Below are 25,887 nucleotides of genomic sequence, written 5' to 3'. Positions count from 1 at the left end.
TCAGCACAGCACTCGTCGGCACGGCACGCAGCGAGACCTAGGCTCCCCGCATGCCTCGCTTCTCCCGTGCCGAGCTCGAGTCGTTCCGCGACGCCGAGGTGCCCGACCTCCTCGGGCCGGACCCGCGACTGCTGTTCGTCGGCATCAACCCGGGCCTGTGGACCGCCGCGACCAGCACGCACTTCGCCCACCCGGTCAACCGCTTCTATCCCGCGCTGCTGGCTGCGGGCATCATCGACCGCCGCATCGACCCTGCCGCCGGCATGACCGACGAGGACCGGGACTACCTGCGCGCCCGGGGCATCGGCATCACCAACCTGGTCCGCCGCGCCACCGCCCGGGCCGACGAGCTGACTCGCGACGAGCTGCGCGCGGGCGCCGCCGCACTGACCGCGCTCGTCGGGGAGCTCCGCCCCCGTGTGGTCGCGGTCGCCGGCATCACCGCCTACCGACAGGCGTTCGGCCTCCCGAGCGCCGTCGTCGGCGAGCAGCCGCAACCGCTGGGCGGGGCGCGGCTCTGGGTGGTGCCCAACCCGAGCGGGCTCAACGCCCACCACACGGTCGCGACGCTGGCCGCGGAGTATGCCGAGCCGGCCCGCGCCGCGGGGGTGCTCGGCTGACCCGGGCACCGGGACGCCGGCGCACTCACCCCGACCACGGCTCCTCCGCCCCGAGGCCGCTCGTGCGACCCATCGGCCCGGCGCCGGTGTCGACCTCGCCCTCGAACACGTCGGCACGGTCCACGATCAGCACCGCCCTGGTGCGCGCGTGCCCCGGCGCGGGACCGGGGACCTCGACGGTGCCGCCGAGGGCGTGCGCGGGCTCGAGGAACTCGGCCAGCAGGAAGCGCAACCACTGGGCCGCCGCGGAGCCGCTGGACCGCCCCACCAGGTGCAGGCAGCACCCGCTCGCGCACGGCACCCACGGGCACGGCCCCGTCGGCTGCCCCGGCCAGATGCGCGCCATCCGCAGCGGCAGCACGGCGTGCCCTCCGTCGTGGTCCGGCACCGGGTGCCGGCCGAACCCGGCCAGGAACACGAGGTCGTCCGGCGGCAGGGGCGGCGACACGCGGAGCCGCTCGCGGCGAGGTCGTCCGTGTCCCGCGGACGTCCCGGGGCTGCGGGTGGCGGTGTCGTCGGCGTCCTGCGTCATGAGTGCTCCTCGGCGGCGTGGTCGGCGGGCTGTCCCGGCATCGTGCCCCCGGGCCACGGCTCCCCAACCCTGCGGATCGCGGGCCTGTGGAAGGCCATGCCCGGCACGCTCGTGGGACGCACCGACAACGCCGGCCGGGCGGCGTACGGCTGTGGAGGGCGACGCCGGCGCACCCTCCTGTGGACGCGAGGGGGCCCGGTCGAGCGTCCGGGGGTCCACCTGTGGGGTCCCGCGTGCGCGCGTCGTCACGACAGGGCAGGGTGGGCGCGTGGCCACGTCCGACGCACCCGCCCCCGACGGCACCCTCACCGCCCCCGACGACCAGCCGGTCCGCGAGGCGGTGCGGCAGTACGCCGCCCTCCAGCCCCGCCTGGTGCCCGTCACCGCACGCTTCGTCGAGCTGATCCGGACCATGCTCGACGACGCCGGCATCAACTACCTCAGCGTCGAGGGCCGCACCAAGAGCGTCGCCTCCTTCGCCGCCAAGGCGGCGCGCACCGTCGACGGCCACCTGCTCTACCCCGACCCGCTCACCCAGGTCACCGACCAGGTCGGGGTCCGGGTGATCACCTACGTCCACGCCGACGTCGCCGCCGTCGCCGGGCTGCTCGACGACGAGATGCAGATGCTCGACGACCGCGACCTCGGCCAGGAGACCGCCCGGGCCGGACGCTTCGGCTACGCCAGCCGGCACCTCCTCGTGACCCCCGACGACCCCGCCCCCGCGTCGTACGACGACCTCGCCGGCCACCGTGCGAGCGTGCAGGTCCGGACGGTGCTCCAGCACGCTTGGGCGGAGTTCGAGCACGACATCCGCTACAAGGGCACGGTCCCGGCCGAGCACGCGCCCGACCTGGACCGGCGGTTCACGCTGGCTGCCGGGCTGCTCGAGCTCGCCGACCAGGAGTTCTCCGCGATCCGCGAACGGCTCCAGGAGGCCGCCGGGCAGCAGCCGCACGAGGAGGACCCGAGCGACCCCCGCATCAGCGGGCAGGAGCTCGCGGCGTTCCTCGCCGGGCAGTACGCCGACGCCGGCTGGTCGCACACCGACCACTACGGCTGGATCGCCGGGCTTCTCCTCGAGCTCGGCATCACCTCCCTCGACGAGCTGGCCGACCTGCTCACCTCCGTCGACCCGGACGCGATCATCCGGCGGATGGGCTACCGCTACCCCGCCGGCGCCGTACGACGCCTCGACGACGCGCTGCTCGCGATCTTCGGGCGCCAGTACGTCGAGCTGACCGGCAACGCGCACCGCGTCCCGCTCCTGACCGCGCGGCTGGAGAAGCTGAGCACCCCGGGAGCGTGACCGTCCCTCAAATAGGGTGAGGCCATGCGCGCGCCCAGCTGGACCACGTTCACCCCGATCGTGGCGGCGGTGTTGCTGGTGCTGACCTGGGGCCGCTACCCCGGACCGGTCGTCCTGACGATCGTCGCCCTCCTGCTCATGGGCGCCGTGGTCAGCGCCGTGCACCACGCGGAGGTGGTGGCGCACCGCGTGGGCGAGCCCTACGGCTCGCTGCTGCTCGCGGTCGCGGTGACGATCATCGAGGTCGGCCTGATCGTCACGCTCATGGTGACCAGCACCGGTGACACCTCCGGCCTGGCGCGTGACACCGTGTTCGCGGCGGTGATGATCACCGTCAACGGCATCATGGGCCTCTCGCTGCTCGTCAGCGCGAGACGTCACCGACTGGCGGTCTTCAACCCCGAGGGCACCGCCTCGGCGCTCACGACGGTGATCATCCTGGCGACGATCTGCCTGGTGCTGCCGGCGTTCACGACCTCGGAGAGCGGCCCGGAGTACTCCGGCGGCCAGCTCGCCTTCGTGGCCGTGGCCTCCCTCGTGCTCTACGGCATGTTCGTGGCCACCCAGACCGGCGAGTACCGCGACTTCTTCCTGCCCGTCGGCCGCGACGGCGTCACCCTGGACCAGGACGGCGACGGCCACGCCGACCCGCCCAGCAACCGCACGACGCTGACCAGCCTCGCACTCCTCGTCGTTTCCCTCGTCTCCGTGGTCGGCCTGGCCAAGGTCGAGTCGCCCTCGATCGAGAAGGCCGTCGACGCGGTCGGCTTCCCCAACGCCGTCGTCGGCGTGGTGATCGCGCTGCTGGTGCTCTCTCCCGAGTCGATCGCCGCGGTCCGGGCCGCGGCCCGCGAACGCGTGCAGGTCAGCCTCAACCTCGCGCTCGGCTCGGCGATGGCGTCCATCGGCCTCACCATCCCGGCCCTCGCGGTCGCCTCGATCTGGCTGGACGGCCCCCTCGCGCTGGGGCTGGACAGCGTGCAGATCGTGCTGCTCTTCATGACCGTGATCGTGAGCATCCTGACGGTGCTGCCCGGGCGCTCGAAGCCGCTCCAGGGCGGCGTGCACCTCGTCCTGCTCGCGGCGTTCGTCTTCCTGACCATCGCGCCCTGACCCCGGGCCGGCTCCGAGACCGGCGGCGCGCTACAGCGGTCGGGCGCCGACGTGTGGGCGCCCGCCAGTTGCGCCGGGCCCCCGTCATACGCCGCCAGTCGCGCTGGGTGGGGAACCGGACCGGCGTACGACGCGGACGCGGGGGCCGATCTCGATCCCCGAAGTAGCGGGGAGCAGGCCACATACGCGCGCACATCGACGATGTGGCTGGCGCACCGCCCGCGGGCGTGTCCTCACCCGACACGCGCGCCGGAGGTCAGGCTGCCACAGTCCGCGGGTCGGGGAATGTGGGTCAGGCACCGCCACCGGCGAGCCGCGGGGCAGGACTACTGCGAGAACGCCGCGTCGAAGGAGGCGCTCGGCGGCTCGAAGTCGAAGCCCCGGAGGAACTCCAGCGCCTCGGGGGCACCCCGGAGGCGGTCCATCCCGGCGTCCTCCCACTCCACCGAGATGGGGCCGTCGTAGCCGATCGCCGTGAGCGCGCGGAAGCAGTCCTCCCACGGCACGTCGCCGCGGCCGGCGGAGACGAAGTCCCAGCCGCGGCGCTGGTCGCCCCACGGGAGGTGCGACGACATCACGCCGTTGCGTCCACCGCCGAGCCGCATCCGGGTGTCCTTGCAGTCGACGTGGTAGATCCGGTCGGCGAAGTCGGTGATGAACGAGACCGGGTCGAGGTCCTGCCACATCATGTGGCTGGGGTCCCAGTTGAGCCCGAACGCGGGACGGTGGCCGATCGCCTCGAGCGTGCGCACGGTCGACCAGTAGTCGTAGGCGATCTCCGAGGGGTGCACCTCGTGGGCGAAGCGGACGCCGCACTCGTCGAAGACGTCGAGGATGGGGTTCCAGCGGTCGGCGAAGTCCTGGTAGCCGGCCTCGATCCGGGCGGCGGGCACGGGCGGGAACATCGCGACGTACTGCCAGATGGCCGAGCCGGTGAAGCCGACGACGGTCCTGACGCCGAGCTTCTGCGCCAGCCGCGCGGTGTGCTGCATCTCCTCGGCGGCCCGCGCGCGGACCCCCTCGGGCGAGCCGTCGCCCCACACCCGCTCCCGGAGGATCGCCTCGTGGCGGAAGTCGATGGGGTCGTCGCACACGGCCTGGCCGGTGAGGTGGTTGGAGATCGCCCACAGGCCGAGCCCGTGCCGCTCGAGGATCTCCAGGCGTCCGGCGACGTAGTCCTCGTCGTCCCAGCGCCAGGCGTCGAGGTGCTCGCCGGAGACCGCGATCTCGAGGCCGTCGTAGCCCCACTCGGCCGCGTGGGACGCGACCTCCTCGAGCGTCAGGTCGGCCCACTGGCCGGTGAACAGGGTGTAGGGACGACTCATCGGGGCTGCTCCAGGACGGTGACGGCGGGCGGTGCGGTGGATGCGGGGACGTGGGGTACGACGGGGGGCGCGGCGGGCGCGACGTCGACGCAGGTGCCCGACTGTGCCGCACTCTCCTCGATGGCGGCCAGCACCCGCTGGACGGAGGCCCCCTCGGCGAAGGACGGCGACGGGGCCCGGCTCTCGCCGATGCAGGCCAGCAGGTCGGCGGCCTGGTTGACGAAGGTGTGGTCCCAGCCGAGGACGTGGCCCGGGGGCCACCAGGCGGAGAGGTAGGGGTGGTCGGTCTCGGTCACCAGCACGCGGGTGCCGCCCGCGCCGGTGTCGACGACCAGCTCGTTGAGCGACTCGAGCTCGAAGCGCAGCGACCCGCCGGAGCCGTAGACCTCGAGGGAGAGCCAGTTCTTGCGCCCGTGCGCCATCCGGCTCACCTCGAGGCTGGCCACCGCCCCGCGCTCGGTGCCCAGGGTGGCCCAGGCGGCGTCGTCGACGGTGACCTGCTCGGGTCCGGACTCGCCGGGCCGGGAGGTGACGAAGGTGCGCAGGTGCCCACCGGCCCAGGCGATCCGGTCGTCGAGGAGGAACTGCAGCTGGTCGACCACGTGCGACCCCAGGTCGCCCAGCGCGCCCGAGCCGGCCTCCTCCTTGCGCAGCCGCCACGCCATCGGCGCCTCGGCGTCGACGAGCCAGTCCTGGAGGTACGCCGTCCGCACCTCGCGCACCTCGCCGATGCGGCCGGCGGCGATGATCTCGCGGGCCAGCGCCAGCGCCGGCACCCGGCGGTAGTTGAAGCCGACCATCGAGAGCACCCCGCGGGCGGACGCGGCCTCGGCGGCCACGACCAGCGACTCGGCCTCGGCCACGGTGTTGGCCAGCGGCTTCTCCAGCAGCACGTGCTTGCCGGCGGCCAGCGCCGCCTCGGCGATCTCGGCGTGCAGGTGGCCGGGGGTGCAGATGTCGACGAGCTGGACGTCGTCGCGCTCGAGGACCGCCCGCCAGTCGGTGGCTGCGTCCTGCCACCCGTAGCGGTCGGCGGCCTCGCGGACCCGCTGCGGGTCGCGGCCGACGAGCACCCGCTGCTCGGCCCGGGGCACGTCGGGGTAGAACGCGCCGACGTTGCGCCAGGCGTTGGAGTGGGCCTTGCCCATGAAGGAGTAGCCGACGACGGCGACCCCCACGGTCGGGCGGTTCTGTGGGTCGGTCACCGGGTTCCCCCATCGTGTGCGGCGCTCGCGAGGAGCCCGACGAGGAACTCGAGTCCGTCGCGGGCCAGGTCGTCCTGCGTGGGCGCCAGCGGGCGCCAGATGGATGCCGCCGTCGCGATGGACGCGTTGTCGGCGGTGAAGCTCTCGATGTTGAGCGGGCCGGCGTAGCCGACGTCGTCCAGCGCGGCGACGAGGGCCGGCCAGTCGGTCTGGTCGCCGCCGGGTGCCCCGCGGTCGCTGCCGCAGACCTGCACGTGGGCCAGGTGCCGGCCGGCCGTCCGGATGGCGTCCGCGCTGGACCGCTCCTCGATGTTGAGGTGGTAGGTGTCGAGCGCGAGGCCCAGGGCCGGCCCGAGGAGCCCGTCGAGCCCGGTGAGCGCCTGGTCGACGGTGTTGACCAGCGAGGTCTCGTAGCGGTTGAGGGGCTCGATGCCGAGCACGACGCCGTGCTCGCCGGCGTGGTCGACGACCGGCTCGAGGCCCGCACGCCACTCGGCGTACGCCTGTTTCCGCTGGTCAGCGTCGAGCCGCCAGACCCGGCCGGTGCTGGCGTAGAAGGGGCCGCAGACCGCGGGGGCTCCGATGCCGGCGGCCAGGTCGATGCAGGCCCGGAGGTAGTCCCGGGTGCTCGCCACGGTGGCCTCGTCGGTCGCGACCAGGTCGCGACCCGGGGCCATGGCCCCCACGACGTACGGCGCGAGGCCGGTCCGCTCGAGGGCGGCGCCGACGGCGTCGACGGAGAGGTCCCCCACGCCCTCCAGGGGCAGCTCGACGGCGTCGAAGCCCAGGGCGGCGACGTGGTCGAGCACGGGGTCGACGGTGGCATCGGTCAGGGGCGATGCCCAGACCCATGTGTTGATGCCGATGGGGCGCACGGAGACGTCCTCCTCGCGAAGACGGTGTGGTGGAGCCGGCCGGCCACGGTGCCCGCGTGGGCGGGGGTTGGTCGTGGCCGGCCGGCCCGTCGGTCCTGCTGGGACCGGGTCAGCGGTCCCAGGTCGGGTCAGCGGTCCTGCCAGGCCTCGGGGAAGCCGGGGAGGTCCTCGCCGCCGAACTTGGCGTAGTGGCCGTCGGGCATGCCCTCGTTGGCCTCGAGGTACTCGGCACGCTCGTCCTCGGTGATCGGCGTCTGCGGCAGGACCCACTCCTTCGGGACCTCCTCGCCGGCGAAGATCTTCTCCACGGCCAGGAGCGGGGTGCGCCACTGGAAGTTGGAGTAGACGGGGGCCAGGCCGTTGAGCCCGGTCTCCTCCCACTTGCGCAGGAAGCTCATCTCGTCCTCGCCCGTCATGACGGGGTAGTCCACGCCGGCGTCCTCGAACGCCTCGATGGCCGCGACGGCGCCGTCACCGGCGTCCATCCAGACGCCGGCGACCTCGCCCTGGTTGAGGGCGTCGGTGATGATCTTCTTGATCTCGGTCGGGTCGGCGCCGGTGAAGAAGTCCTCGGCCTCGATGCCGTTCTCCTCGAAGATCTTCTCCGCGGCGGCCCAGCGGGTCTCGAGCACGTCGACGCCGGGCAGGATGCGCAGCGCGACGACCTTGTCGCCCTCCTCGAGGTTGTCGACGAGGAACTCGGCGGTGTCGATGCCCCACGCGTAGCCACCGATCGGGTGGATGAACGTGGTGGCGCAGTCGGTCTCGACGCCACGGTCGAAGACGATGACCGGCTTGCCGGTCTCGCAGGCGCGCTCGACGCCGGGCGTCATCGCGGCCGTGGAGTTGGGCGAGATGACGAAGGCGTCGCAGTTGCCCTCGGAGATGAAGTAGTCGATGTCGGCGAGCTGGGTGTTGTCGTCGTCCTGCGCGTCACGCACCTCCATCTCGGAGATGACGCCCTTGTCCTGCAGCGCCTCGAGCTGCTGGTTCATGGTGATGAAGCCGGTCTGGCGCCACGGGTTGCTGACCGAGGCGTTGGCGAAGCAGACCTTCTTGGCACCGCCGGAGTTGTACTCCGAGGTGTCGGTCATCTCGCCGTCGATGTACTGCAGCCACGGCTCGGACTCGGGGCCCTCGAAGGTGGCCGAACGCTGCTCGTCCTGCTCGTCGTAGTCGGCCTGGACGAACCACTCGCCCTCGTCGCCGGAGTCGGCCTCCTCGGTGGACTCGCTGGTCGACTCGGCCGCGGAGTCGGCGGGCTCCTCGACGTCGGTGCTGCAGCCAGCCAGCACCGCCAGCACTACCAGAGCCGCTGAGGTGGACGCGAGCGTCCCCCTGATGGTCCTGCGCATCAGTTATCTCCTGTGGTTGCGCCCGTTGAGGGCTGGTTGGGTGAAGGTGTCGCTGTGTTGTCGGTGGACGGGGACGGATCCGAGGAGGTCGTACGCCGCGGGCGACGGCCGACCTGCCAGGCGCGTGCCGAGAGGGCGACGGCGGCGATGATGATCAGCCCCTGGACCGTGTCCCTCCAGGTGGAGGTGACCCCGAGGGAGGTCAGCAGGGTGAAGAGCAGCTCGAGGGCGAAGGCGCCGGCCGCGGCGGAGAGGACCCAGCCCCGGCCGCCGCCGAGCACCACGCCGCCGAGCACCACGGCGGTGATGGCGGTGAACTCGTAGCCGGCACCCACCGAGGGGTGCACGCCGGCGTACCCGACGAGCAGGATGCCGGCGACGGTGGCAGAGAGCGACGAGAGCACGAAGGCGCGGGTCTTGTAGGACCACAGCGGGGCGCCGGAGTAGTGCATGGACTGCGGGTTGTCGCCCGCGGCGATGAGGGTCCGGCCGAACGGCCGGCGCATCAGCCAGACGGAGAGCACGGCGACCACCGCCAGGATGATGAGCGGGAAGGGGATGATGTCGACGACCGGGACGTCCTCGATGCCGCCGCGGCCGATGTCGCGGAACGCGTCGACCGGGTTGCCGCTGGCCGCACCACCGGTGATGTAACGGACCAGCCCTGACAGGGCGAGCATCATGCCGAGGGTCACGATGAAGCTGGGCACCTTGAGCAGGGTGGTGACCAGCCCGTTGACGATGCCGATGAGGGCGCCCACGGCCAGCATCAGCAGGAGACCGGGGATGATGCGGCCCTCGTCCTGGCCGATGAAGTTGCCGGCCAGCACCACCTGCGCCGCGATCACCGCGCCCATCGAGAGGTCGAACTCGCCGCTGACGATCACGTAGTACTGCCCCATCGCGGCGATGGCTATCGGCGCGGTGCGACCGGCGAAGCGGATGAGCGCGCCGGGGTCGGTGAAGTTGGGGTTGGAGACCATGATCGCGACCAGCAGCACGCCGACCAGCACGAAGACGGCGCCACCGGGGGTGGCCATCCCGCTCGCGATCCGGCTGCCGAGGCTCCCCTCGTGGACCGGCAGCGCCGGTCGCGCCGGGGTCTCGGTCGTGGTGATCGAGGTGGTGCTCATCGGGCCTCCTGCAGGGCGGCGTCGAGGCCGGTGGGACGTTCGAAGCGCGGGGGCCGGGTGTCGAGCTCGCGACGGGCGTAGACCGCCACCGCGACGACGATCACCACGCCGCGGACGACGTCGCGCAGGAACGGGTTGACCTGCATGACGCCCATGACGTTGTCGATGACGGCGAAGATCGCGACACCGGCCAGGGTGCCGGTGATGTTGCCCTTGCCGCCGGCCAGCAGCGTGCCGCCGAGCACCACGGCAGCGATCGACATCAGGTCGTAGCCGCCCTGGGAGCCGATGGTCGGGTTGCCGACGCTGAGCCGGGCGAGCAGGAGCAGGCCGGCCACCGCGGCCAGGGCGGAGCAGATGACGTGCGCGGCGATCAGGGGCACGGAGGTGCGCAGGCCCGACAGGCGGGCGACCTCGGCGTTGCCGCCGACGGCGTAGAGGTGGTGCCCGAGGCGGGTGCGGCGCAGCATCAGGACCGCCACCCCGGCGCAGCCCAGCATGATGAGCGTGGACATGGGGACGGGACCGATGCGGGTCGCGTCGAGCAGCCGGAAGTCCAGTGGCGCGCTGCCGTGGCTGCCCTTGTAGTTGCTGGCGAGGTAGCCGGAGATCACCAGGCCGGTGCCGAGGGTGGCGATGAAGCCGTGCACCCGCAGGAAGGTGACGATCAACCCGTTGGCCAGGCCGACCACCATCGCGAGGGCGAGGGTGACGACGACCGCGAGCCCGATGTTGCCCGACTGGCCGGCCATGATCCCGCCGCCGACGACGCTGGAGAGGCTGACCACGAACGGCACCGACAGGTCGAGCGAGCCGCCGAGGACGACCAGCGTCTGGCCGATGGCGATGAAGCCCAGGATGCTGGTGGTGGTCAGGATGTTGTCGATGTTGCCGACGCTGAAGAAGTTGCGGCCGTTGACGGCCGTCAGGATCGCGCCGGCGACGACGGCGACCAGCAGGACGCCGTACACGATCGTCGTCGACGTGACGGTGCTCAGTCGGGCCTTCACCGGGCCACCTCCCGCTGTGTGGTGCTGTCGTCGGTGTCGTCCCGGCCGGCGTCGGGGGCGACCCCGGCGGCCGTGGACAGGACCTGTTCCTCGGTGGCGCCGCGCGCCAGCTCGCCGGCGATCCGGCCGTCCTTCATGACCAGGATCCGGTCGGACATGCCGATCACCTCGGGCAGCTCGCTGGAGACCATGAGGACGGCGACGCCCTCGGCGGCCAGGCTGCGCATGACCTCGTAGATCGCGTGCTTGGCGCCCACGTCGATGCCGCGGGTCGGCTCGTCCATCAGCACCACGCCGGGGTGGGCGGAGAGCCAGCGGGCCAGGACGACCTTCTGCTGGTTGCCGCCGGAGAGGAACTGGGCCTCCTGCGCCAGTGACCGGGCGGAGACCGCGAGGGTGGACAGGGTGCCCGGTACGGCGGAGCGGGCGTCGCCGGTGCGCGAGGGGAAGACGGCGCGCACGACGCCCAGGGCGTTGTCGAGGATCGACTGGTGCAGCGCGAGGCCGGTGGCCTTGCGGTCCTCGGTGATGAGCGCGAGGCCGCGACGGATCGCCTGGCGCGGGGTCCGCACCGAGGTGGCCCTGCCGTCGATGAGCAGCTCACCGCGGGTGAAGGGGGTGACGCCGAAGATCCCCTCGAAGAGCTCGGTGCGGCCCGAGCCCTGGAGGCCGGCGACGCCGACGATCTCGCCGCCGCGGAGGGTCAGGTCGATGCCGTCGACGTAGCCGTTGCCCGCGTCGCGCAGCTCGAGCCGGGGCTCCCCCACCGTGGTGCCCTCGAGGGCGTCGGGGAAGAAGGAGGACATCGAGCGGCCGACCATGAGGCGCACCAGCGCTGCCTCGTCGAGCTCGGCGGCCGGTCGGGTGGCGACCTGCACCCCGTCCTTGAGCACCGTGATGGTGTCGCAGAGGTCGAAGATCTCCTTGAGCCGGTGGGAGACGTAGATGATCGCGACGCCGCGGTCGGTGAGGCGGCGGATGATCGTGTAGAGCAGCTCGACCTCGTGGTCGGCCAGCGCGGCGGTCGGCTCGTCCATCTGGATGATCCGGGCGTCGAAGCTCACCGCCTTGGCGATCTCGACGACCTGCTGCTCGGCGACCGAGAGGGACCGGACCCGGCGGGTGGCCCTGAGCCCGCTGATGCCGAGCCCGGAGAGCAGCTCGTCGGTGTCCTGGTTCATCGCCCGGGTGTCGACGAGGCCACGGCGGCGGGGCTCGCGGCCGAGCCAGATGTTCTCCGCGACCGAGCGCTCGGGCAGCAGGTTGAACTCCTGGAAGACCGTCGAGAGCCCGGCCTGCTGGGCCTGGACCGGGTGGCTGAAGGAGACGGGCGCACCGGCGATCTCGACCGTGCCCTCGTCGGCCGGGTGCACGCCGGCGAGGATCTTCATCAGGGTCGACTTGCCGGCGCCGTTCTCGCCCACGAGCCCCAGCACCCGGCCGGGGAGCAGGTCGAGGTCGGCGCCGTGGAGCACGCGGTTGCCCACGAAGCTCTTCGTGAGCCCGCGCACGGTCAGCACGGGCGCGGCGCCCGGGGTGCCGGCGGGGGTCGTGTCGCTGTCCACCGCAGCACTGTGGCACGCGTCACGCACTTTTGTCGAGCACCTTGCAAAAGTTGCCGTGTAGACGTGACAAGTGCCAAGTGGTCTACTGACCGCCATGCGCACCGGTGACGTCTTCGAGCTGTTGAGGGACGGCCGTCCGTGGACCCGTTCCGAGCTCGCCGAGACCACCGGACTGGCGCGCTCGACGGTCGCCGCGCGCATCGACACGCTGATGCGGCTGGGCCTGATCGCGCCCTTCGGGGGCGGCCAGTCCACGGGAGGGCGTCCCCCGGCGCTGTTCGCCCTCAACCCCGCGGCCCGGGTGGTCGTGGGCGTCGACATCGGGGCCACGCACGCCCGCGCCGTGCTCAGCGACCTGTCCGGGTCGCTGCTCGCCGAGGTGTCCGAGCGCATCGACGTCGTGGAGGGGCCGGAGGTCGTGCTCGGCTGGGTCGTCAGCACGATCCGCACGCTGCTGCGCACGGCGGGACGCAAGCCCGAGGACCTGGCCGCCATCGGCATCGGCCTGCCCGGCCCGGTCGAGCACTCGACGGGCCGCCCGATCAACCCGCCGATCATGCCCGGCTGGGACCGGTACGACGTCCCGGGCTTCCTGCAGGAGCACGTCGCGGTCCCCGTGCTCGTCGACAACGACGTCAACATCATGGCCCTCGGCGAGCGGCAGGCCCACCTCTCCGACGTCGACGACCTGGTCCTGGTCAAGGTCGCCACCGGCATCGGTGGCGGCATCGTGTCCGGCGGCCGGCTCCAGCGCGGCGCGCAGGGCACGGCCGGCGACCTCGGGCACGTGCACGTCGCCGGGCACGACGACGTCCGCTGCCGCTGCGGCAACCTGGGGTGCCTCGAGGCCGTCGCCGCCGGCCCCGCGCTGGCCGCCGCCCTGAGCGCCCGCGGCGTACCGGCCGCCAACGGCCAGGACGTCGTCGACCTCGTGCGCGCCGGCAACGCCGACGCCGTCGACGTCGTCCGCCAGGCCGGCCGCGACATCGGCGGGGTCGTGGCCACCATGGTCAACGTCATCAACCCCTCGGTGGTCGTCATCGGCGGCCAGCTCTCCGCGGCCGGTGAGCACCTGCTGGCCGGCATCCGCGAGGTCGTCTACCAGCGTTCCCTGCCGCTCGCGACCGAGCACCTGTCGATCCAGACCAGCCGGGCCGGCGCCGAGGCCGGCGTCCTCGGCGCCGCCGCGATGGCCATCGAGCACGTCCTCTCCCCCGAGGCCGTCGAGGCCGCGGCGACCGCCCTCGCCGGCGCCTAGGACCCACCGGCGACAATGGGCCCGTGACAGAGCCGCAGCCGCGCCGCCCGCGACACCTGATGGACCCCGCCGCCCCGCGCCGGACCGTGCACGACCACGAGCGGGAGCAGAAGTCCCTCACCCGCGTCCAGCGCTGGGTGATGTCGGCCCTGGCGGTCACCACGATCTTCCACCTACAGATCGGCCTGATCGTGGCGGCGCTGTTCCTCGACGACCCCCGACCCGGCGCCGAGGTCGGCCTGTGCGTCATCGCGGGTGCCTTCGGCGTGCTCGCGATCGCGCTGGCCTTCCTCATCCACGGACGGCGTCCGGTCACCCCTTGGCTGCTCGTCGGGCTGGTCCCGGCCGCGGTCGGCATCTGGCTGGTGACGCGCTGAGCGGCTCGCCCCGCCGCGCGCACGGTCCGGTCCTCCCGGGCCTGCTGGTCACCGCGCTCCTGCTCGGAGCCGTCGTGCTGCTCCACCCCGGCAACGAGATGGCGCGCGTCCGGGAGATCTTCGGCCTCGGCGACGACCGGCTGCGCGAGATCCCCGAGTTCGCCGTCGGCGAGGGCTCGTTCGCCTTCGCCGAGACCCAGCCGGGCAGCCGCGACCCGGTCGGCTACAACCCGTGCAAGCCGGTGCGGTACGTCGTCAATCCCGACGGCGCCCCCGACTTCTGGGAGGCCCTGGTCCACGACGCCGTCGAGTCCACGAGCCGCGCGAGCGGCCTGGAGTTCGACTACCGCGGCGAGACCGACGCCCGCCCCTCGTCGTACGACGGCGGTTTCTGGGCGGGCAACCCGCCGCCGGTCCTCGTCGCCTGGGCGACCCCGGAGGAGGAGCCCGGCCTGGAGGGCGACGTGATCGGGCTCGGCGGCAGCGCGTCGTACGAGGTCCGCCCCGGGCTGCGGCAGTACGCCACCGGCGTCCTGACCCTGGACCGCGACCAGTTCGACGTGACCGACTGGGTCCCCGGGTCGCGCGAGCCCCTCGAGGCGGTCGTGCTCCACGAGCTCGGGCACCTCGTCGGTCTGGGCCACGTGGACGACCCGGGCGAGCTCATGCACCCCACCAACTCGCGCACCACCTACGGTCCCGGTGACCTCGAGGGGCTCGGCCGGCTGGGCGACACGCCCTGCCGCTAGGGACCCTGGCGCTAGGTTCGGGGCATGTCGTACGACGCCCTCGGCACCCGCGCCCGCCCGACCCTCGGCCTCGACACGTTCGGCGACGTCCCCCTCGACGCCGACGGACGGCCGGGGGACCACCCGGAGGTCATCCGCCAGGTGGTCGCGGAGGGCGTGCTGGCGGACCGGGTCGGCGTGGACTACCTCGGCCTCGGCGAGCACCACCGCCCCGACTATGCCGTGTCGGCCCCCGACGTCGTGCTGGCCGCGATCGCGGGCCAGACCGAGCGGATCCGGCTCGGCACGGGGGTCACCGTGCTCAGCTCCGACGACCCGATCCGGGTCTACCAGCGCTTCGCCACCCTCGACGCGATCGCGCCCGGACGCGCCGAGGTGCAGCTGGGCCGGGGCTCCTTCGTGGAGTCGTTCGGGCTCTTCGGCCTCGCCCTCGACGACTACGACCGGCTGTTCGCCGAGAAGCTCGACCTGTTCGCCGCGCTCCAGTCCGAGGAGCCGGTCACCTGGCGGGGCACCATCCGGCCGCCACTGGAGGGCAAGCAGGTCTACCCGACGACCGCCGCGGGTCGGCTGCCCGCGTGGATCGCGGTCGGTGGCACGCCGGAGTCGGTCGTCCGGGCCGCCCGCTACGGCATGCCGCTGGTGCTCGCCGTCATCGGCGGGTCGCCGCGGGCGTTCGTCCAGTTCGCCGACCTCTACCGCCGGGCGCTGGTGGAGTACGGCCGCGAGGAGCTGCCGATCGGCATGCACTCCCCCGGCCACGTGGCCGCCACCGACGAGCTGGCGCGCGAGCAGCTCTACCCGCACCAGGCCGAGGTCTTCACGCGCATCGGCCGGGAGCGGGGCTGGGGCTCCTACTCGCAGATCGCCTTCGAGCAGGCTGCGAGCCCGGAGGGTGCCCTGTTCGTCGGCTCGCCCGAGACGGTGGCCCGCAAGATCGCACGGGCCATCACCACGCTCGGGCTCTCCCGCTTCCAGCTCAAGTACGCCGTGGGCGCACTGCCGCACGAGCAGCGCCTGGAGTCGGTGCGGCTGTACGGCGAGGAGGTGGTCCCGCGGGTGCGGGAGCTCCTCGCCGACAGCGCGACCGACTGATCAGGACTTCTTCTTGCCGCCGAACCAGGTGGCGTAGAGCTTGTCGTAGCCGCCGTCGGCCTTGAGGTCGGCGATGACGTCGTTGACGACGCGGAGCAGGTCGACGTTGCCGTCCTTCTTGACCGCCATGCCGTACTGCTCACCGGTGTCGAACTCGGCGGCGATCCGGAACGCGGGGTACTCCTGGATCGCCGAGCCGGCGACCGTGTTGTCGTAGACGCCCGCGTCGACGGTGCCGCCGTTGAGGGCGCTCGACATCTCCCCGATGTCGTCGAAGGGGACGATCTGCGCGTTGCGGGGCGCGTTGTCGGTGACGTAGAGCTCACCGGTGCTGCCGGACTGGACGGCGATACGAGCGCCTCGCAGGCCGTCGAGGCTCCCGATGCCGGCCGAGCCGCTCACCACGAGCGCCTGGGCCGCGTTGAAGAACGGGCTGGAGAAGTCCAGCACGCGGGCCCGGTCGCCGGTGATGGTGAGTCCGGCGGCGGCGAGGTCGCACTTGTCGTCGTTGAGCAGCTCGCCCGACTGCACGGCGTCGAAGTCCTCGTTGAGGAAGACCGCCTTCACGTCGAGCTCCTCGGCCACCGCCTTGGCGAGGTCGACCTCGAAGCCGACGGTCTCGCCGTCGCGCTCGAACTCGAACGGCTCGTAGGGCAGGGAGGTGCACACGGTCAGCTCGCCGGCCGAGATGAGCCGCGGGTCCGGGTCGGTGCTGGCCGCCGAGCTGGTGCCGCCGCACCCGGCCGCGGCGAGCAGGACCGTGGCGAGCGCGAGCGCCGGGCCGGTACGACGCAGGGAGCCGGAGGACCGGCGGGCAGGCGTGGACATGTCAGTGGGCTCCCACGGACAGCTGGGCGGTGAGCTTGGTCAGCGCGTACTCGGTGACGCGCACCAGCGCACCCTTGGCGGACTCGCGGTCCCGCGCGTCGATCGCGATGATCGGCACCTCGGGGGGCAGTGCCAAGGCGTTCGCGATCTCGTCGAGCGAGTACTGCTGGACGCCCTCGAACTGGTTGACCGCCACGATGAACGGCAGTCCCTTGTGCTCGAAGTAGTCCAGGGGCGAGAAGGACTCGTCCAGCCGCGCGGTGTCGACCAGGACGATCGCCCCGATCGCGCCCAGGCACAGGTCGTCCCACATGAACCAGAAGCGGCGCTGGCCCGGGGTGCCGAAGAGGTAGAGGACGAGGTCCTCGGCAAGGGTCAGGCGTCCGAAGTCCATGGCCACGGTGGTCGTCGACTTGGCGGGCACCGCGGCGAGATCGTCGACACCCTCCGACTCGTTGGTGACGAGGGCCTCGGTACGCAGCGGCTGGATCTCGGAGACCGAGCCGACCAGCGTCGTCTTGCCCACGCCGAAACCACCGGCGATCACGATCTTCGTCGACGCCGCCTTGCGCTGGGCGCTAGTAGGTGCGAAGTCCACGGAGGGTCCTTTCGATGAGCTCAATTCGCTCGTCACGAGACGAGTCGTTGGTGATGGTGGCCTGCACGCGGATGTGTCCGTGCTCGACCAGGTCGCTCAGCAGCACCCTGACCACGCCGATCGGCATGTGGACCAGGGCCGCCACCTCGGCGACGGAACGGGTGTCGCAGACCTCCAGGACCTGGCGCGCTGCCGCGCTCAGGCCACCAGTGCCGTCCTCCTGCGTGCGGAGGGTGGCCTCCATCGGCAGGTCGACCGATGCCTCGGTCCGTCCCGACGTGATGGTGTACGGACGCACGAAGCGAGGCTTGGGAGTCGCCTCGTCGTCCATGCCGCTGGGGTCAAGGGGTGCCACGGTCAGTCACGTCATCCGGTGGTGACGCGGGCCTCGGCCTGCACCATCCGGCCGACGCGCTCGACCAGCAGGGCCATCTCGTAGCCCACCTGGCCGATGTCGGCGGCCTCCTCGGTGAGGACGGTGAGGTTGGAGCCGTCGCCGACGCTCATGAGCATCAGGTAGCCGTGCTCCATCTCGACGACGGTCTGCAGCACCGCGCCACCGTCGAAGAGGCGGGCGGCACCGACGGCGAGGCTGGCCAGGCCGGAGGAGACGGCCGCGACCTGCTCGGCGCGCTCGTCCGGGATGCTCTCGCTCATGGCCATGAGGAGGCCGTCGGCGGACACCAGGATGGCGTGCGCGGCGTCGGTGACTTCCTCGACGAAGCGCGACACGAGCCAGTCGAGGTTGCGCTCGTCGGGCTGCGCGTAGGCAGCGGAGTCGTGTTCGGTCATGGGGCTACTTCCGTTCCTGCTCGTTGGTGCGGTCGTCGGTGGTGTGGGTTGACGTCTTGCGGCCGCGGGACACGCCCGCTGCGTACGCCGCGTAGCGGGCCCGGATGGCTTCGGGGTCACGCGGCGCCACGGTGGCCGGTTTCGTGATGCCGCCCGGCACGAGGAGGGTGCCGGGACGACGGATCGGGAGGCCACCGCCGAGGGCGGGGGCGTCCTTGGCGGACTCGGCCACTTGCTCGGCGCGCTGCCAGCCGGCCTCGACCTCGGTGGACTGCCAGCCGGAGCCGCCACCCTCGGAGGTCAGCCAGCTGGACCGCATCGACCCGAAGATCGAGCCGCTGTCCTCGCCCTCCGGCTCGACCCGGACGTCGCCGTCCAGGGCGGTGCGGGATCCCTGCTGGGAGACGGGCTGCTCGACGGCGGGGGTGCGCAGCGGCTGCTGCGGCCCTCCGCCGGCGGCCTCGTAGCTGGCGCGACGCGACGCGGAGGCCGGACGGAAGCGGGTCAGCGAGGACGCTCGCCCGACCTGGGGCCGGGACGGCTCGGTGGAGCGGGCTGCGGGAGCCGGGTCCTGCGTCGGGGTCGCGGTCTGCTCGCGGCGGTCGGTGAGCGAGGTGACCTCCGCCGTGCGGGTGCCGAGGCCACCGTCACGGAACGGGCGGTTGACCTCGTCCTGCTCCGACAGGGTGCCGCCACGCTGGCGGGTGGGCAGGGCGCCCGGTCCGCCACCGGGTGCGCCCACGCCGGCCAGGGCCGCGGGGGCCGGGACCGCCGGGGTGGCGGGTGCCTCGATGGTCGACTCCCGGAACGGGTTGGTCGCGTCGGCCTGGTCGGCCAGGGTCCCGCCGCGCCGGCGGGTCGGCAGACCGGCGAGGCCTGCCGGTGCGCTGCCGGGACCACTGTCGGCACCGTCGGCCAGCGCGGCCGGGGCGTCGGGCTCCGCGATCTCGGCCCGGGTGTCCTCGGTCTCGGGGGTCTCGGTCTCGGGGGTCTCGGTCTCGGGGGTCTCGGCCACCGGGGCCTCCACCTCCTGGACCGTCGCCGCCGGGGCGGCCTCCTCGGAGTCGCGGAACGGACGGGTGGCGGCCTCCTGGTCGGAGAGCGTGCCGCCGCGGGTGCGGGTCGGCAGGCCGGCCGGCCCACCGGCCAGTCCACCGGCGAGGGCCGCGGGAGCGGCCGGCGTCGCCGGCGGCTCGGGGGCCTCGGCAACCTCGGCAACCTCGGCAACCTCGGTGGAGTCGGTGGCCGCGGGGGCCTCCGGCGCCGACGGCGCGGACCGGGGTCCGTCGCGGAACGGGCTGGTCGCCTTCTCCTGGTCCGAGAGCGTGCCGCCGCGGGCGCGGGTCGGCAGGCCACCCAGCCCGGGGGTCGGGGCCGTGGGGGCCACCGGCGCCTCGGCCTCGGGCGCCTCGGTCTCCTCGGGGAGCGGGTCCGTGAGCGGGTCGAAGAGCGGGTCGGTGATCAGGGTCGACACCGGCGCGAGCGACGCGGCCGGCGGGAGCTCAGGCTCCGGGGCGGCCACCGCGGCGGCCTGCTCGTCGACGACCTCGGTCGCCTCCGGGGAGTCCGCCTCGACCTCGACGGGGGCCTCGTCGGGCGTCGCGACGGGAGCGAGCGGGGCGGCCGGCTCGGCGGTCTCCGGAGCAGCTCCGGACTCCTCGAGGGAGGCGACCTTCTCGTCGGTGCCGGCGGCGTCCGCGGCCGGGGTCTCGGTCAGGGGCGCGCGCCGGGACCGCAGCGGCATGGCGCCGCGCTTGGGCGTGGGAGCCGCGGTGTTGCGGGCCGAGGGCGTGTCGGAGACGGCGTCCAGGCCGGTGGCCAGGCCGCGCTGCGACAGGGTGCTGCCCGGCTGGCGGGACGGCAGGCCGGTGGCCGTGTCGCCCGACGGCAGGGTCGAGCCGGCGTCGCGGGACGGCAGCGTCGACCCGGGCTCGCGGGACGGCAGGCCGGTGGCGGACTCGCGCGAGGCGATCGTCGAGCCCGGCTGGCGCGTCGGCAGACCGATCACGGTGGCCGTGGGCGTCGCGGCCGGCGCCTCGTCGTCGTCCCCGGCAGCGTCGGTCTCGTCGGCGGTGTCCTCAGCCGTCTCGTCGGTCACGATCGCGGGCACGAAGGGCGCCTGCGGCACCTCCTCCGGCTCCACGACCTCGGCCTCGGCGCGCGTCGCGGGCATCGCCGGGGCGCCGTCGCTCAGGACCGACTCGGGGACGAACACGGTGGCGGTGATGCCGGAGGCCTCGTTGGTCGCCAGCGACACCTCGATGCCGTGGCGCTTGGCGAGCCGGCTGACCACGAACAGGCCCATCCGGCGGGCGGTGTCGGGCGTGACGTCGGCGCCCGAGGCCAGGGTCTCGTTGATCTGGCGCAGCGACTCCTCGGGGATGCCGAGGCCCGAGTCGGTGACGTCGATGGTGAGACCACCGGTGGCGGGTGCCGCGTCCAGCGTCACGTCGGTCGACGGAGAGGAGTAGCTCAGCGCGTTGTCGACGAGCTCGGTCAGCAGGTGGATGAGGTCACCGGCGGCGGCCTCGACGATCCGGCTGTCGAGGGTCGAGCCGATGCGCACCCGCTGGTAGTCCTGCACACCGGCGGTCGCGGCCTGGGTGGCCTCGGTGACCGTCAGGCTCTCCCAGCCGGTGGACCGGGTCGGCGCGTCGGCGAGGATGAGCAGCGAGTCCGCCGTACGACGCATGCGCGACGCGAGGTGGTCGAGCCGGAACAGGCTCTCCAGCCGCTTGGGGTCCTCCTCGTCCCGCTCGAGGGTCTCGATGAGGTTGAGCTGCTGGTTGATCAGGGTGGTGTTGCGGCGCGAGAGCGTCACGAACATCTCACCGACCTGCGTACGCAGCTTGGCCTCGCCGGAGGCCAGGGTCACGGCCTGGCGGTGGAGGTCGTCCACGGCGCGGGCCAGCTGGCCGATCTCCTCCTCGGTGTGCACGTCGATGGGCACGATCTCGGCGGGCTCGCCGCCGGACCTGATCCGCGCGACCGCGTCGGGCAGCTCCTCGTTGGCGACCTGGAGGGCGCCCTCGCGGACCCGGCGGATCGGGCCGAGCAGCGAGCGCGAGATGACCAGGGCCAGCGCGATGGCCGCGAAGAGCGCGGCCAGGGTGACGGCCGCGTCGAAGAGGGCGCGCTCCCGGGCGTTGGTCGCGGTGGTGGCGAGCGCCTGGTCGACCTGGAGCAGGAGGGACTCGGCGAGCTTGTCGTACTCGTCGTACGCGTCGGAGCCGCCCAGGACGGTGCTGGCTCCGGTGCGGACGGCGCGGGTGCGGGCGGCGTTGTTGGTGCGCAGCGTCCGGACCGCGCTCTCGGCCTCGTCGAGGGCGCCGGCGAGGCGGTCGATGGCGGCGCTCTCGGCGCCGAGCTCGGAGTAGAGGGCCTGCGAGACGCTGCGGCTGCGGTCCTCGTCGGCACCGAGGGCCTGCTGCATGGCGAGGGAGAAGCGACCGCCGAGCGCCTGGGCGAGGAGCTCGAGGCGGGGCTCGGGGGTGTTCTGCGCGCTGGTGATCGTGGTGATCAGCTTGGTGGTGCTCGACTGCAGCTGGCGCAGCTGCGCGATCCACGTGTCGGGGCTGAGCGTGGCGGTGTTCTCGTCACGGATCGAGCGGCTCAGGTCGAGCATCGTGGCGACCTGGAGGCGCTGCTCGAAGGTCAGGTCGGCCGTCCCGGCCGTGTCCTGGAGCTCCTCGGCGGCGGCCTTGATGTCCTCGACCGCCTCCTCGAGCTCGAGCTGCCCCGCCCCGGTCGACGACTGGGCGGCGACCATCGCCCGCTCGGCGGCGGTGAGGTGGTCGACGGCCGGCCGAAGCACGGTGACCTGCTTGGCGCTGGCCGAGGAGTTCGACGACTCGGCGAGGTCGGACTGCACCCGCAGGCCGCCGAGGGTCGCGGCGAGCAGCAAGGGGATGGCCAACGCGAGCGCGACCTTGCGACTCAGTGGCCAGCCGGAAATGCCGAGCGCCGAGGCTCGTCCTTCGTCGGACGGGCGCTGGTTGCTCATCGTGCCCCCTACTCGAGGTGTCTGCCGCCCTCGTGGCGGACCGGCCCCTCAACAGGGGGCGAGGACGAAGATAGGCAGTGACACGGGGCCGTGCAGGGGTTTCACCAGAACTGGTGCAGACAAGTTCGCAACTGTCTGGGTGTCCGCCTCCGCGAAGCCGTGGAGCGGGGTGGCGCGCGGGACGGTCAGCGGGTGCGGCCGGCGGCCGAGAGCTCCCAGATGCCGGGGCGGGACTTGGTCATCACGCCCTGCTGGACCAGCTGCTGGCGCGCCCGCCGGGCGGCGTACCGCCACCGCAGCTCGCCCTCGGGAGTGAGCTGCCGATCACCCTCGAGCAGGTGCTCGCCGATGCGCTCCTCGACGGCCTCGAGCACGTCGTCGACGGGCAGCTCTCCCCCGGCCTCGTCGAGCACGGCCACGATCACCGGCGCGATCGACTCCGGCGGGGTCCACTTGCGCGGGGCACGCCGCACGGGCGCCGCCGGCGCCGCCTGCTTGGTGGCCCGGGGCGTGGTGGCCCTGCCGGCCGCCGAGCCCGCCGAGCGGGTGCTCGCGCGGGGGGTCGAGCGGGTGGCAGGCGGCCGCGCCTCCGGCGGGGGCGCGGGGGGCATCCCGTGGACGCAGTGGGCCCGGGGCAGGTCGCACAGGTCGCAGTACTCGTCAGGCATCGGGGACGAGGATATCCCCGCCCCCGCGTCAGGCGCGCTCGACCTCGCTGGCCAGCTTGAGGACGGTGGTGCCGTCCTCCTGCTCGATGACGTACGCCGGGTCGTCGTCGCTCCCGTTGCGGGTGATCTCCTCGCCCTTGGTCGTGCGGGTCACCGTGTCGTGGTGCACCTCGCTGACCTTGCCCTCGGCCCAGGAGCCGCCCCACTTCCACTTCACGGTCGTGCCGGTGCGGATGCTCATGCCGACCAGCCTGCCACTGGTCACGCCCCGAGACCGTCGAGGTACGCCGCGAAGCCGTGCGGCGCGCGGGCCGCGCGGCGTCCCGACGTCACGGCCGACATCCCGCCGGTGGCCCGCCAGGCGACACCCGACCCGCGCAGGCGCCCGACCAGCTCGACGTCCTCGTGCACCGGCAGGTGCGCGAAGCCGCCGACCGCGCGGTAGGCGGCGAGCGCGAACCCGAGGTTGGCGCCGTGCACGTGCTCGTGGTCGTCGCCCAGCACGTGCCGGTCGAGCCAGAGCGCGTGCTCGCGGGCGGTGAGGTCGCGGGGGTCCGGTTGCACGGTGCCGACCACCAGCTCGTGGCCCTCGGCGGCGAGCGCCACCTGGGCGGTCAGCCAGTGCGGTGGCACGACCGTGTCGGCGTCGGTGCTGGCGATCCACACCCGGGCCGGGTCGCAGCCGGCCGCCCATCGTGCGGCCGCGTCCACGCCGGCCGAGCGCGCGGCCCCGACCTGGCCGACCGACACCGGCACCTCGGTGACACCGGGGCGGCCCGCGACGACCTCCGCGGTGCCGTCGGTGCAGCTGTCCAGCACCACGAAGACCCGGCACGCCGTCGCGGGGTGGGCGAGCGACAGCTCGTGCGTGGCCCTCTCCAGGGAGTCCAGGCACGCGGGCAGCAGCAGCTCCTCGTCCCGTGCGGGCACCACCACGGCCAGCGCCCGGGGCGCGGTCACGTCCTGCCGCCCAGCACGTGCAGCAGGAAGTCGGCGTCGTGGTGCTCGACGACGACGGGAGCACCCGTCGCGAGGAAGGCCTCGTGGACCTCGGCCCCGCTCAACGGCCAGCCGACGAGGTCGTGGCGCCAGTGGCAGAGCAGCAGGTGGCCGCCGGGCGCCAGGGACCCCAGGGCCCGCGTGACCAGCTCGCCCAGCGCGCGAGGGCTGAGGAAGTAGCCCACCTCGGAGACGGAGACCAGGTCGAAGGACCCGTCGGGCCACTGGGCCGGGAGCTCCGCACGGCGTACGTCGACGTGCCCGACGTCGGCCAGGCGCGCCCGCGCCGCCTCGACGGCCGCCTCGCTGGAGTCGACGGCGACGAGCTCGTCGCAGCGCGCCGCGAGGTCGAGGGCGAGCGCCCCCACCGAGCAGCCCACCTCGAGCACCCGTCCGTAGCGCTCCCGCGGGAGGCCGGCCAGGGTGACGGCGCGCTTGCGGCGTTCGTACCAGCCGCCCACGTCCCACGGGTCCTCCCGGTCCCGGTGCACCCGGTCCAGGGCGTCGTCTCCCGCCGGCCCGCGCGCCTCGATCAGGACCTCGACGTCGCGCTCGAAGTGCTCGAGCAGCGCGGGGCCGAGCAGGACCCCGTCGCCGGGCAGGTTGGACAGGGGGGCGACCTGGCTGACGTGCGCGGCGACCGCCGCCTCCTTCGCAGCGAGCGCGGCGTCGTCGAGGCGCACGACGCTGGTCTCGGCCCAGGGCAGGTCCTGCTCGGTGCCCCAGTGCCAGGCCCAGACCGGGTACTCCACCAGCAGTGCGTCCGTACGCCGCGCGGCCACGGCCGCGGCCCGGCCCACCGCCTCGTGGTCGGGGTGGCCGTCGCGCCGCCAGGGCGCGGCGAGCAGGGTGCGCTCCCCCGCGTCCCCGATCGCCTCGACGAGCTCGGCCGTCAGCGCCTCCTCGTGCTCGGCCAGCGAACCGTCGGGCCGCTCGAGGCACACCACCGCGGCGTCACGGGCCAGCAGGGCGGCCGCGCACTCGAGCTCGCCCCGGCGCCGGGCGGCCAGGGCCGCCGGGTCGTGGGTCGGCGAACGGGGGTGGGAGCCCTCCCCGGCGGTCGCCGACACCACCAGCACCTCCCAGCCGGAGCGTCCCGCGAGGTGCACCAGCCCGCCTGCTCCGAGGGTCTCGTCGTCGGGGTGCGCCCCCACCACGACGAGCCGGTCGACCGTGCTCGGGACGTCCAGGTCGGGCAGCGCGCGGTCGGCGAGGGCGCGCGACCACACCCGCGCCGGCGTGCCCGCCTCGTCGTGCCTGAAGGAGCGCCCCGCGTCGCGGTCCTGCCCCTCGGTCATCGTGCAGCCCCGGGGTCGTCGAGCAGCAGCCGGCCCAGCGCCGCCTGGTCCCGCTCGGCGTGCCACTGGCGCAGGTAGAGCTCCAGGTCCGCCACGCGGCGTGCGTGCTCCTCCTCGGTGGCGAGCGGGCCGGGGCCCATCCCGTGCGCCGCCCGCGCCAGGACCTCCTCCGCGGCGGCCGCCACGACCTGGCGCACCCGCAGGGCCGACCTCGCCCCCGCCTCGCCGACCAGCCGGCCCGCGTCGAGCGCGCTCGCGGCGTCGGCCAGCGCGCACCGGGCGGCGTGCAGCGCGCCGTCGACGGCTCCGAGGTGCATGAGCGCGACCTGGTCCGGCTCCCGGCCCCGGGTCGCGCCTGCAGCGAGGCGGCGTGCGACGCCGACCGCTCCGCCGTACCAGACGGCGGCCACGCCGAGGCCGCCCCACGCGAAGCCGGGTCGCTCGAGGTACCAGCCGGCCTCCCCCACCGCCCCCGCGGGCACCTCGTCGAGGTCGACGGGGCCGGAGTCGAGGTCCCGCAGCCCCCGCGCGACCCACGTGCCCGCCACGGGTGAGACCCCGGGTGCGTGCAGGTCGACCTCGAACAGCCTGCGCTCCTCGCCCGCCCAGGCGCTGACGAGCGCGCGGTCGAGCCGCCCGGCCAGCGAGCACCAGTGCTTGCGCCCCGACAGGATCCACTGCGTGCCGTCGCGTCGCGCCCGCAGCGGCTCGCCGGGGCCCTCGGCGGCGTAGACCCCCCAGGAGCCGGTGGCCACCGGCAGTCCGGCCTGGCCGAGGATCGCGAGGGCGTCGAGGTGGGGCTCGGCGACGCGGGCCACGGTGAGGTCGGCCGCACCCAGCGTGGCCAGCGCCGACCACAGGAACGACGTGGCGCCCGTGCCCGGGTCCGGCAGGGACGGGCCGACGTCGACGGCGAGCGCGATCCCGGCCTCGACGTCGGCGGCGGCCTCCCGGGCCCGCCGGGCGAGGGCTCCGAGCCGGTCCCGCAGGTCGTCGGGCGGGTCGGCCAGCAGCACCGGGCGGTCCTGCTGGTCCGGAGGGCACGGCTCGGGGGACATCGATCTCCTCGCGTCGGTGGACACCGGGCGCGTCCGCCTCGACGCTAGCCACCACGGGGACGGAGGGGACCATCCTCCCGGGTACGGGTCGTGCGACCTGCCTCACCGGGGTGGTCCGGCCA

General features: G+C 73.7%; 25 protein-coding genes. 7 read left to right on the top strand and 18 right to left on the bottom strand.

Going from position 1 to position 25,887, the window contains the following annotated elements:
- The first annotated feature begins 50 nt into the window (after positions 1-50).
- Positions 51-620, top strand: a complete 570-nt coding sequence (locus tag DAI17_RS01410) for a mismatch-specific DNA-glycosylase (protein WP_107771115.1) — start codon at positions 51-53, stop codon at positions 618-620.
- Between the two features lie 25 nt (positions 621-645).
- Here the strand turns inward: DAI17_RS01410 and DAI17_RS21455 are convergent, their stop codons facing one another.
- Positions 646-1,152, bottom strand: a complete 507-nt coding sequence (locus DAI17_RS21455) for a hypothetical protein (RefSeq protein WP_234412066.1) — start codon at positions 1,150-1,152, stop codon at positions 646-648.
- Positions 1,153-1,420: 268 nt separating this feature from the next.
- Between DAI17_RS21455 and DAI17_RS21450 the strand changes: the two genes are divergently transcribed.
- Positions 1,421-2,461, top strand: coding sequence for a GTP pyrophosphokinase (locus DAI17_RS21450; RefSeq protein ID WP_325049840.1), 1,041 nt, complete (start codon positions 1,421-1,423; stop codon positions 2,459-2,461).
- 24 nt (positions 2,462-2,485) lie between these two features.
- Complete coding sequence (locus DAI17_RS01395) at positions 2,486-3,574, top strand: calcium:proton antiporter (protein ID WP_107771112.1); 1,089 nt, start codon at positions 2,486-2,488, stop codon at positions 3,572-3,574.
- 326 nt (positions 3,575-3,900) lie between these two features.
- On the opposite strand, the gene DAI17_RS01390 is transcribed toward DAI17_RS01395, so the two are convergent.
- The 7 genes from DAI17_RS01390 to DAI17_RS01360 form a co-directional block, all read right to left on the bottom strand.
- The gene (locus DAI17_RS01390; protein WP_107771111.1) at positions 3,901-4,899 is read right to left on the bottom strand and encodes a sugar phosphate isomerase/epimerase family protein; all 999 of its coding nucleotides are present in this window, start codon (positions 4,897-4,899) and stop codon (positions 3,901-3,903) included.
- Positions 4,896-6,104, bottom strand: a complete 1,209-nt coding sequence (locus DAI17_RS01385) for a Gfo/Idh/MocA family protein (protein ID WP_234412065.1) — start codon at positions 6,102-6,104, stop codon at positions 4,896-4,898. Before DAI17_RS01385 ends, DAI17_RS01390 begins: the two co-directional genes overlap by 4 nt.
- Positions 6,101-6,979 (bottom strand): sugar phosphate isomerase/epimerase family protein, encoded by an 879-nt coding sequence (locus DAI17_RS01380; protein ID WP_107771110.1) that lies wholly within the window; start codon positions 6,977-6,979, stop codon positions 6,101-6,103. Before DAI17_RS01380 ends, DAI17_RS01385 begins: the two co-directional genes overlap by 4 nt.
- 128 nt (positions 6,980-7,107) lie before the next feature.
- Positions 7,108-8,334, bottom strand: a complete 1,227-nt coding sequence (locus DAI17_RS01375; protein ID WP_107771109.1) for a substrate-binding domain-containing protein — start codon at positions 8,332-8,334, stop codon at positions 7,108-7,110.
- Positions 8,334-9,467 carry an ABC transporter permease gene (locus DAI17_RS01370; protein WP_107771108.1) on the bottom strand — a complete coding sequence of 378 codons (1,134 nt, stop codon included), beginning with the start codon at positions 9,465-9,467 and terminating at the stop codon, positions 8,334-8,336. The genes DAI17_RS01375 and DAI17_RS01370 overlap by 1 nt, the downstream gene beginning before the upstream one ends.
- Entirely contained in the window at positions 9,464-10,477 is a 1,014-nt protein-coding gene (locus DAI17_RS01365) for an ABC transporter permease (protein ID WP_107771107.1), read from the bottom strand. Before DAI17_RS01365 ends, DAI17_RS01370 begins: the two co-directional genes overlap by 4 nt.
- Complete coding sequence (locus DAI17_RS01360) at positions 10,474-12,042, bottom strand: sugar ABC transporter ATP-binding protein (RefSeq protein ID WP_199904880.1); 1,569 nt, start codon at positions 12,040-12,042, stop codon at positions 10,474-10,476. The genes DAI17_RS01365 and DAI17_RS01360 overlap by 4 nt, the downstream gene beginning before the upstream one ends.
- Before the next feature lie 94 nt (positions 12,043-12,136).
- On the opposite strand from DAI17_RS01360, the gene DAI17_RS01355 reads away from it, so the two are divergent.
- The 4 genes from DAI17_RS01355 to DAI17_RS01340 all read left to right on the top strand — a co-directional run bounded on the left by DAI17_RS01355 (position 12,137) and on the right by DAI17_RS01340 (position 15,521).
- Positions 12,137-13,300 (top strand): ROK family transcriptional regulator, encoded by a 1,164-nt coding sequence (locus DAI17_RS01355; RefSeq protein WP_107771105.1) that lies wholly within the window; start codon positions 12,137-12,139, stop codon positions 13,298-13,300.
- Between the two features lie 23 nt (positions 13,301-13,323).
- Positions 13,324-13,677 (top strand): hypothetical protein, encoded by a 354-nt coding sequence (locus tag DAI17_RS01350; protein WP_234412064.1) that lies wholly within the window; start codon positions 13,324-13,326, stop codon positions 13,675-13,677.
- Positions 13,678-13,751: 74 nt separating this feature from the next.
- Entirely contained in the window at positions 13,752-14,426 is a 675-nt protein-coding gene (locus DAI17_RS01345) for a matrixin family metalloprotease (protein WP_107771103.1), read from the top strand.
- 24 nt (positions 14,427-14,450) lie between these two features.
- Positions 14,451-15,521, top strand: a complete 1,071-nt coding sequence (locus DAI17_RS01340) for an LLM class flavin-dependent oxidoreductase (RefSeq protein ID WP_107771102.1) — start codon at positions 14,451-14,453, stop codon at positions 15,519-15,521.
- Here the strand turns inward: DAI17_RS01340 and DAI17_RS01335 are convergent, their stop codons facing one another.
- The 10 genes from DAI17_RS01335 to DAI17_RS01290 all read right to left on the bottom strand — a co-directional run bounded on the left by DAI17_RS01335 (position 15,522) and on the right by DAI17_RS01290 (position 25,765).
- Positions 15,522-16,349, bottom strand: a complete 828-nt coding sequence (locus DAI17_RS01335; protein ID WP_107771101.1) for an ABC transporter substrate-binding protein — start codon at positions 16,347-16,349, stop codon at positions 15,522-15,524.
- 1 nt (position 16,350) lies between these two features.
- A complete protein-coding gene (locus tag DAI17_RS01330) occupies positions 16,351-16,947 on the bottom strand; it encodes a GTP-binding protein (protein WP_107771100.1) in 597 nt (198 codons plus the stop codon).
- Positions 16,928-17,245 carry a DUF742 domain-containing protein gene (locus DAI17_RS01325; RefSeq protein ID WP_234412063.1) on the bottom strand — a complete coding sequence of 106 codons (318 nt, stop codon included), beginning with the start codon at positions 17,243-17,245 and terminating at the stop codon, positions 16,928-16,930. The genes DAI17_RS01330 and DAI17_RS01325 overlap by 20 nt, the downstream gene beginning before the upstream one ends.
- Positions 17,246-17,313: 68 nt before the next feature.
- Positions 17,314-17,739, bottom strand: a complete 426-nt coding sequence (locus DAI17_RS01320; protein ID WP_107771098.1) for a roadblock/LC7 domain-containing protein — start codon at positions 17,737-17,739, stop codon at positions 17,314-17,316.
- A gap of 4 nt (positions 17,740-17,743) precedes the next feature.
- Positions 17,744-21,742 carry an ATP-binding protein gene (locus DAI17_RS01315; protein ID WP_159081283.1) on the bottom strand — a complete coding sequence of 1,333 codons (3,999 nt, stop codon included), beginning with the start codon at positions 21,740-21,742 and terminating at the stop codon, positions 17,744-17,746.
- Positions 21,743-21,927: 185 nt separating this feature from the next.
- Complete coding sequence (locus DAI17_RS01310) at positions 21,928-22,410, bottom strand: winged helix-turn-helix domain-containing protein (RefSeq protein WP_107771096.1); 483 nt, start codon at positions 22,408-22,410, stop codon at positions 21,928-21,930.
- Positions 22,411-22,438: 28 nt separating this feature from the next.
- Positions 22,439-22,651 (bottom strand): hypervirulence associated TUDOR domain-containing protein, encoded by a 213-nt coding sequence (locus tag DAI17_RS01305; RefSeq protein WP_107771705.1) that lies wholly within the window; start codon positions 22,649-22,651, stop codon positions 22,439-22,441.
- A 20-nt stretch (positions 22,652-22,671) separates the two neighbouring features.
- Positions 22,672-23,370 (bottom strand): glycosyltransferase, encoded by a 699-nt coding sequence (locus DAI17_RS01300; protein WP_107771095.1) that lies wholly within the window; start codon positions 23,368-23,370, stop codon positions 22,672-22,674.
- A complete protein-coding gene (locus DAI17_RS01295) occupies positions 23,367-24,707 on the bottom strand; it encodes a bifunctional PIG-L family deacetylase/class I SAM-dependent methyltransferase (RefSeq protein ID WP_107771094.1) in 1,341 nt (446 codons plus the stop codon). The genes DAI17_RS01300 and DAI17_RS01295 overlap by 4 nt, the downstream gene beginning before the upstream one ends.
- Positions 24,704-25,765 (bottom strand): acyl-CoA dehydrogenase family protein, encoded by a 1,062-nt coding sequence (locus DAI17_RS01290; RefSeq protein ID WP_107771093.1) that lies wholly within the window; start codon positions 25,763-25,765, stop codon positions 24,704-24,706. The genes DAI17_RS01295 and DAI17_RS01290 overlap by 4 nt, the downstream gene beginning before the upstream one ends.
- Between the last annotated feature and the right edge of the window lie 122 nt (positions 25,766-25,887).

This window comes from Nocardioides sediminis, assembly GCF_003047295.1.
GTDB classification, from domain to species: domain Bacteria; phylum Actinomycetota; class Actinomycetes; order Propionibacteriales; family Nocardioidaceae; genus Nocardioides; species Nocardioides sediminis.
The sequence above is the reverse complement of the archived record's forward strand: the minus strand, read 5'-3'. Positions and strand labels throughout refer to the sequence as shown.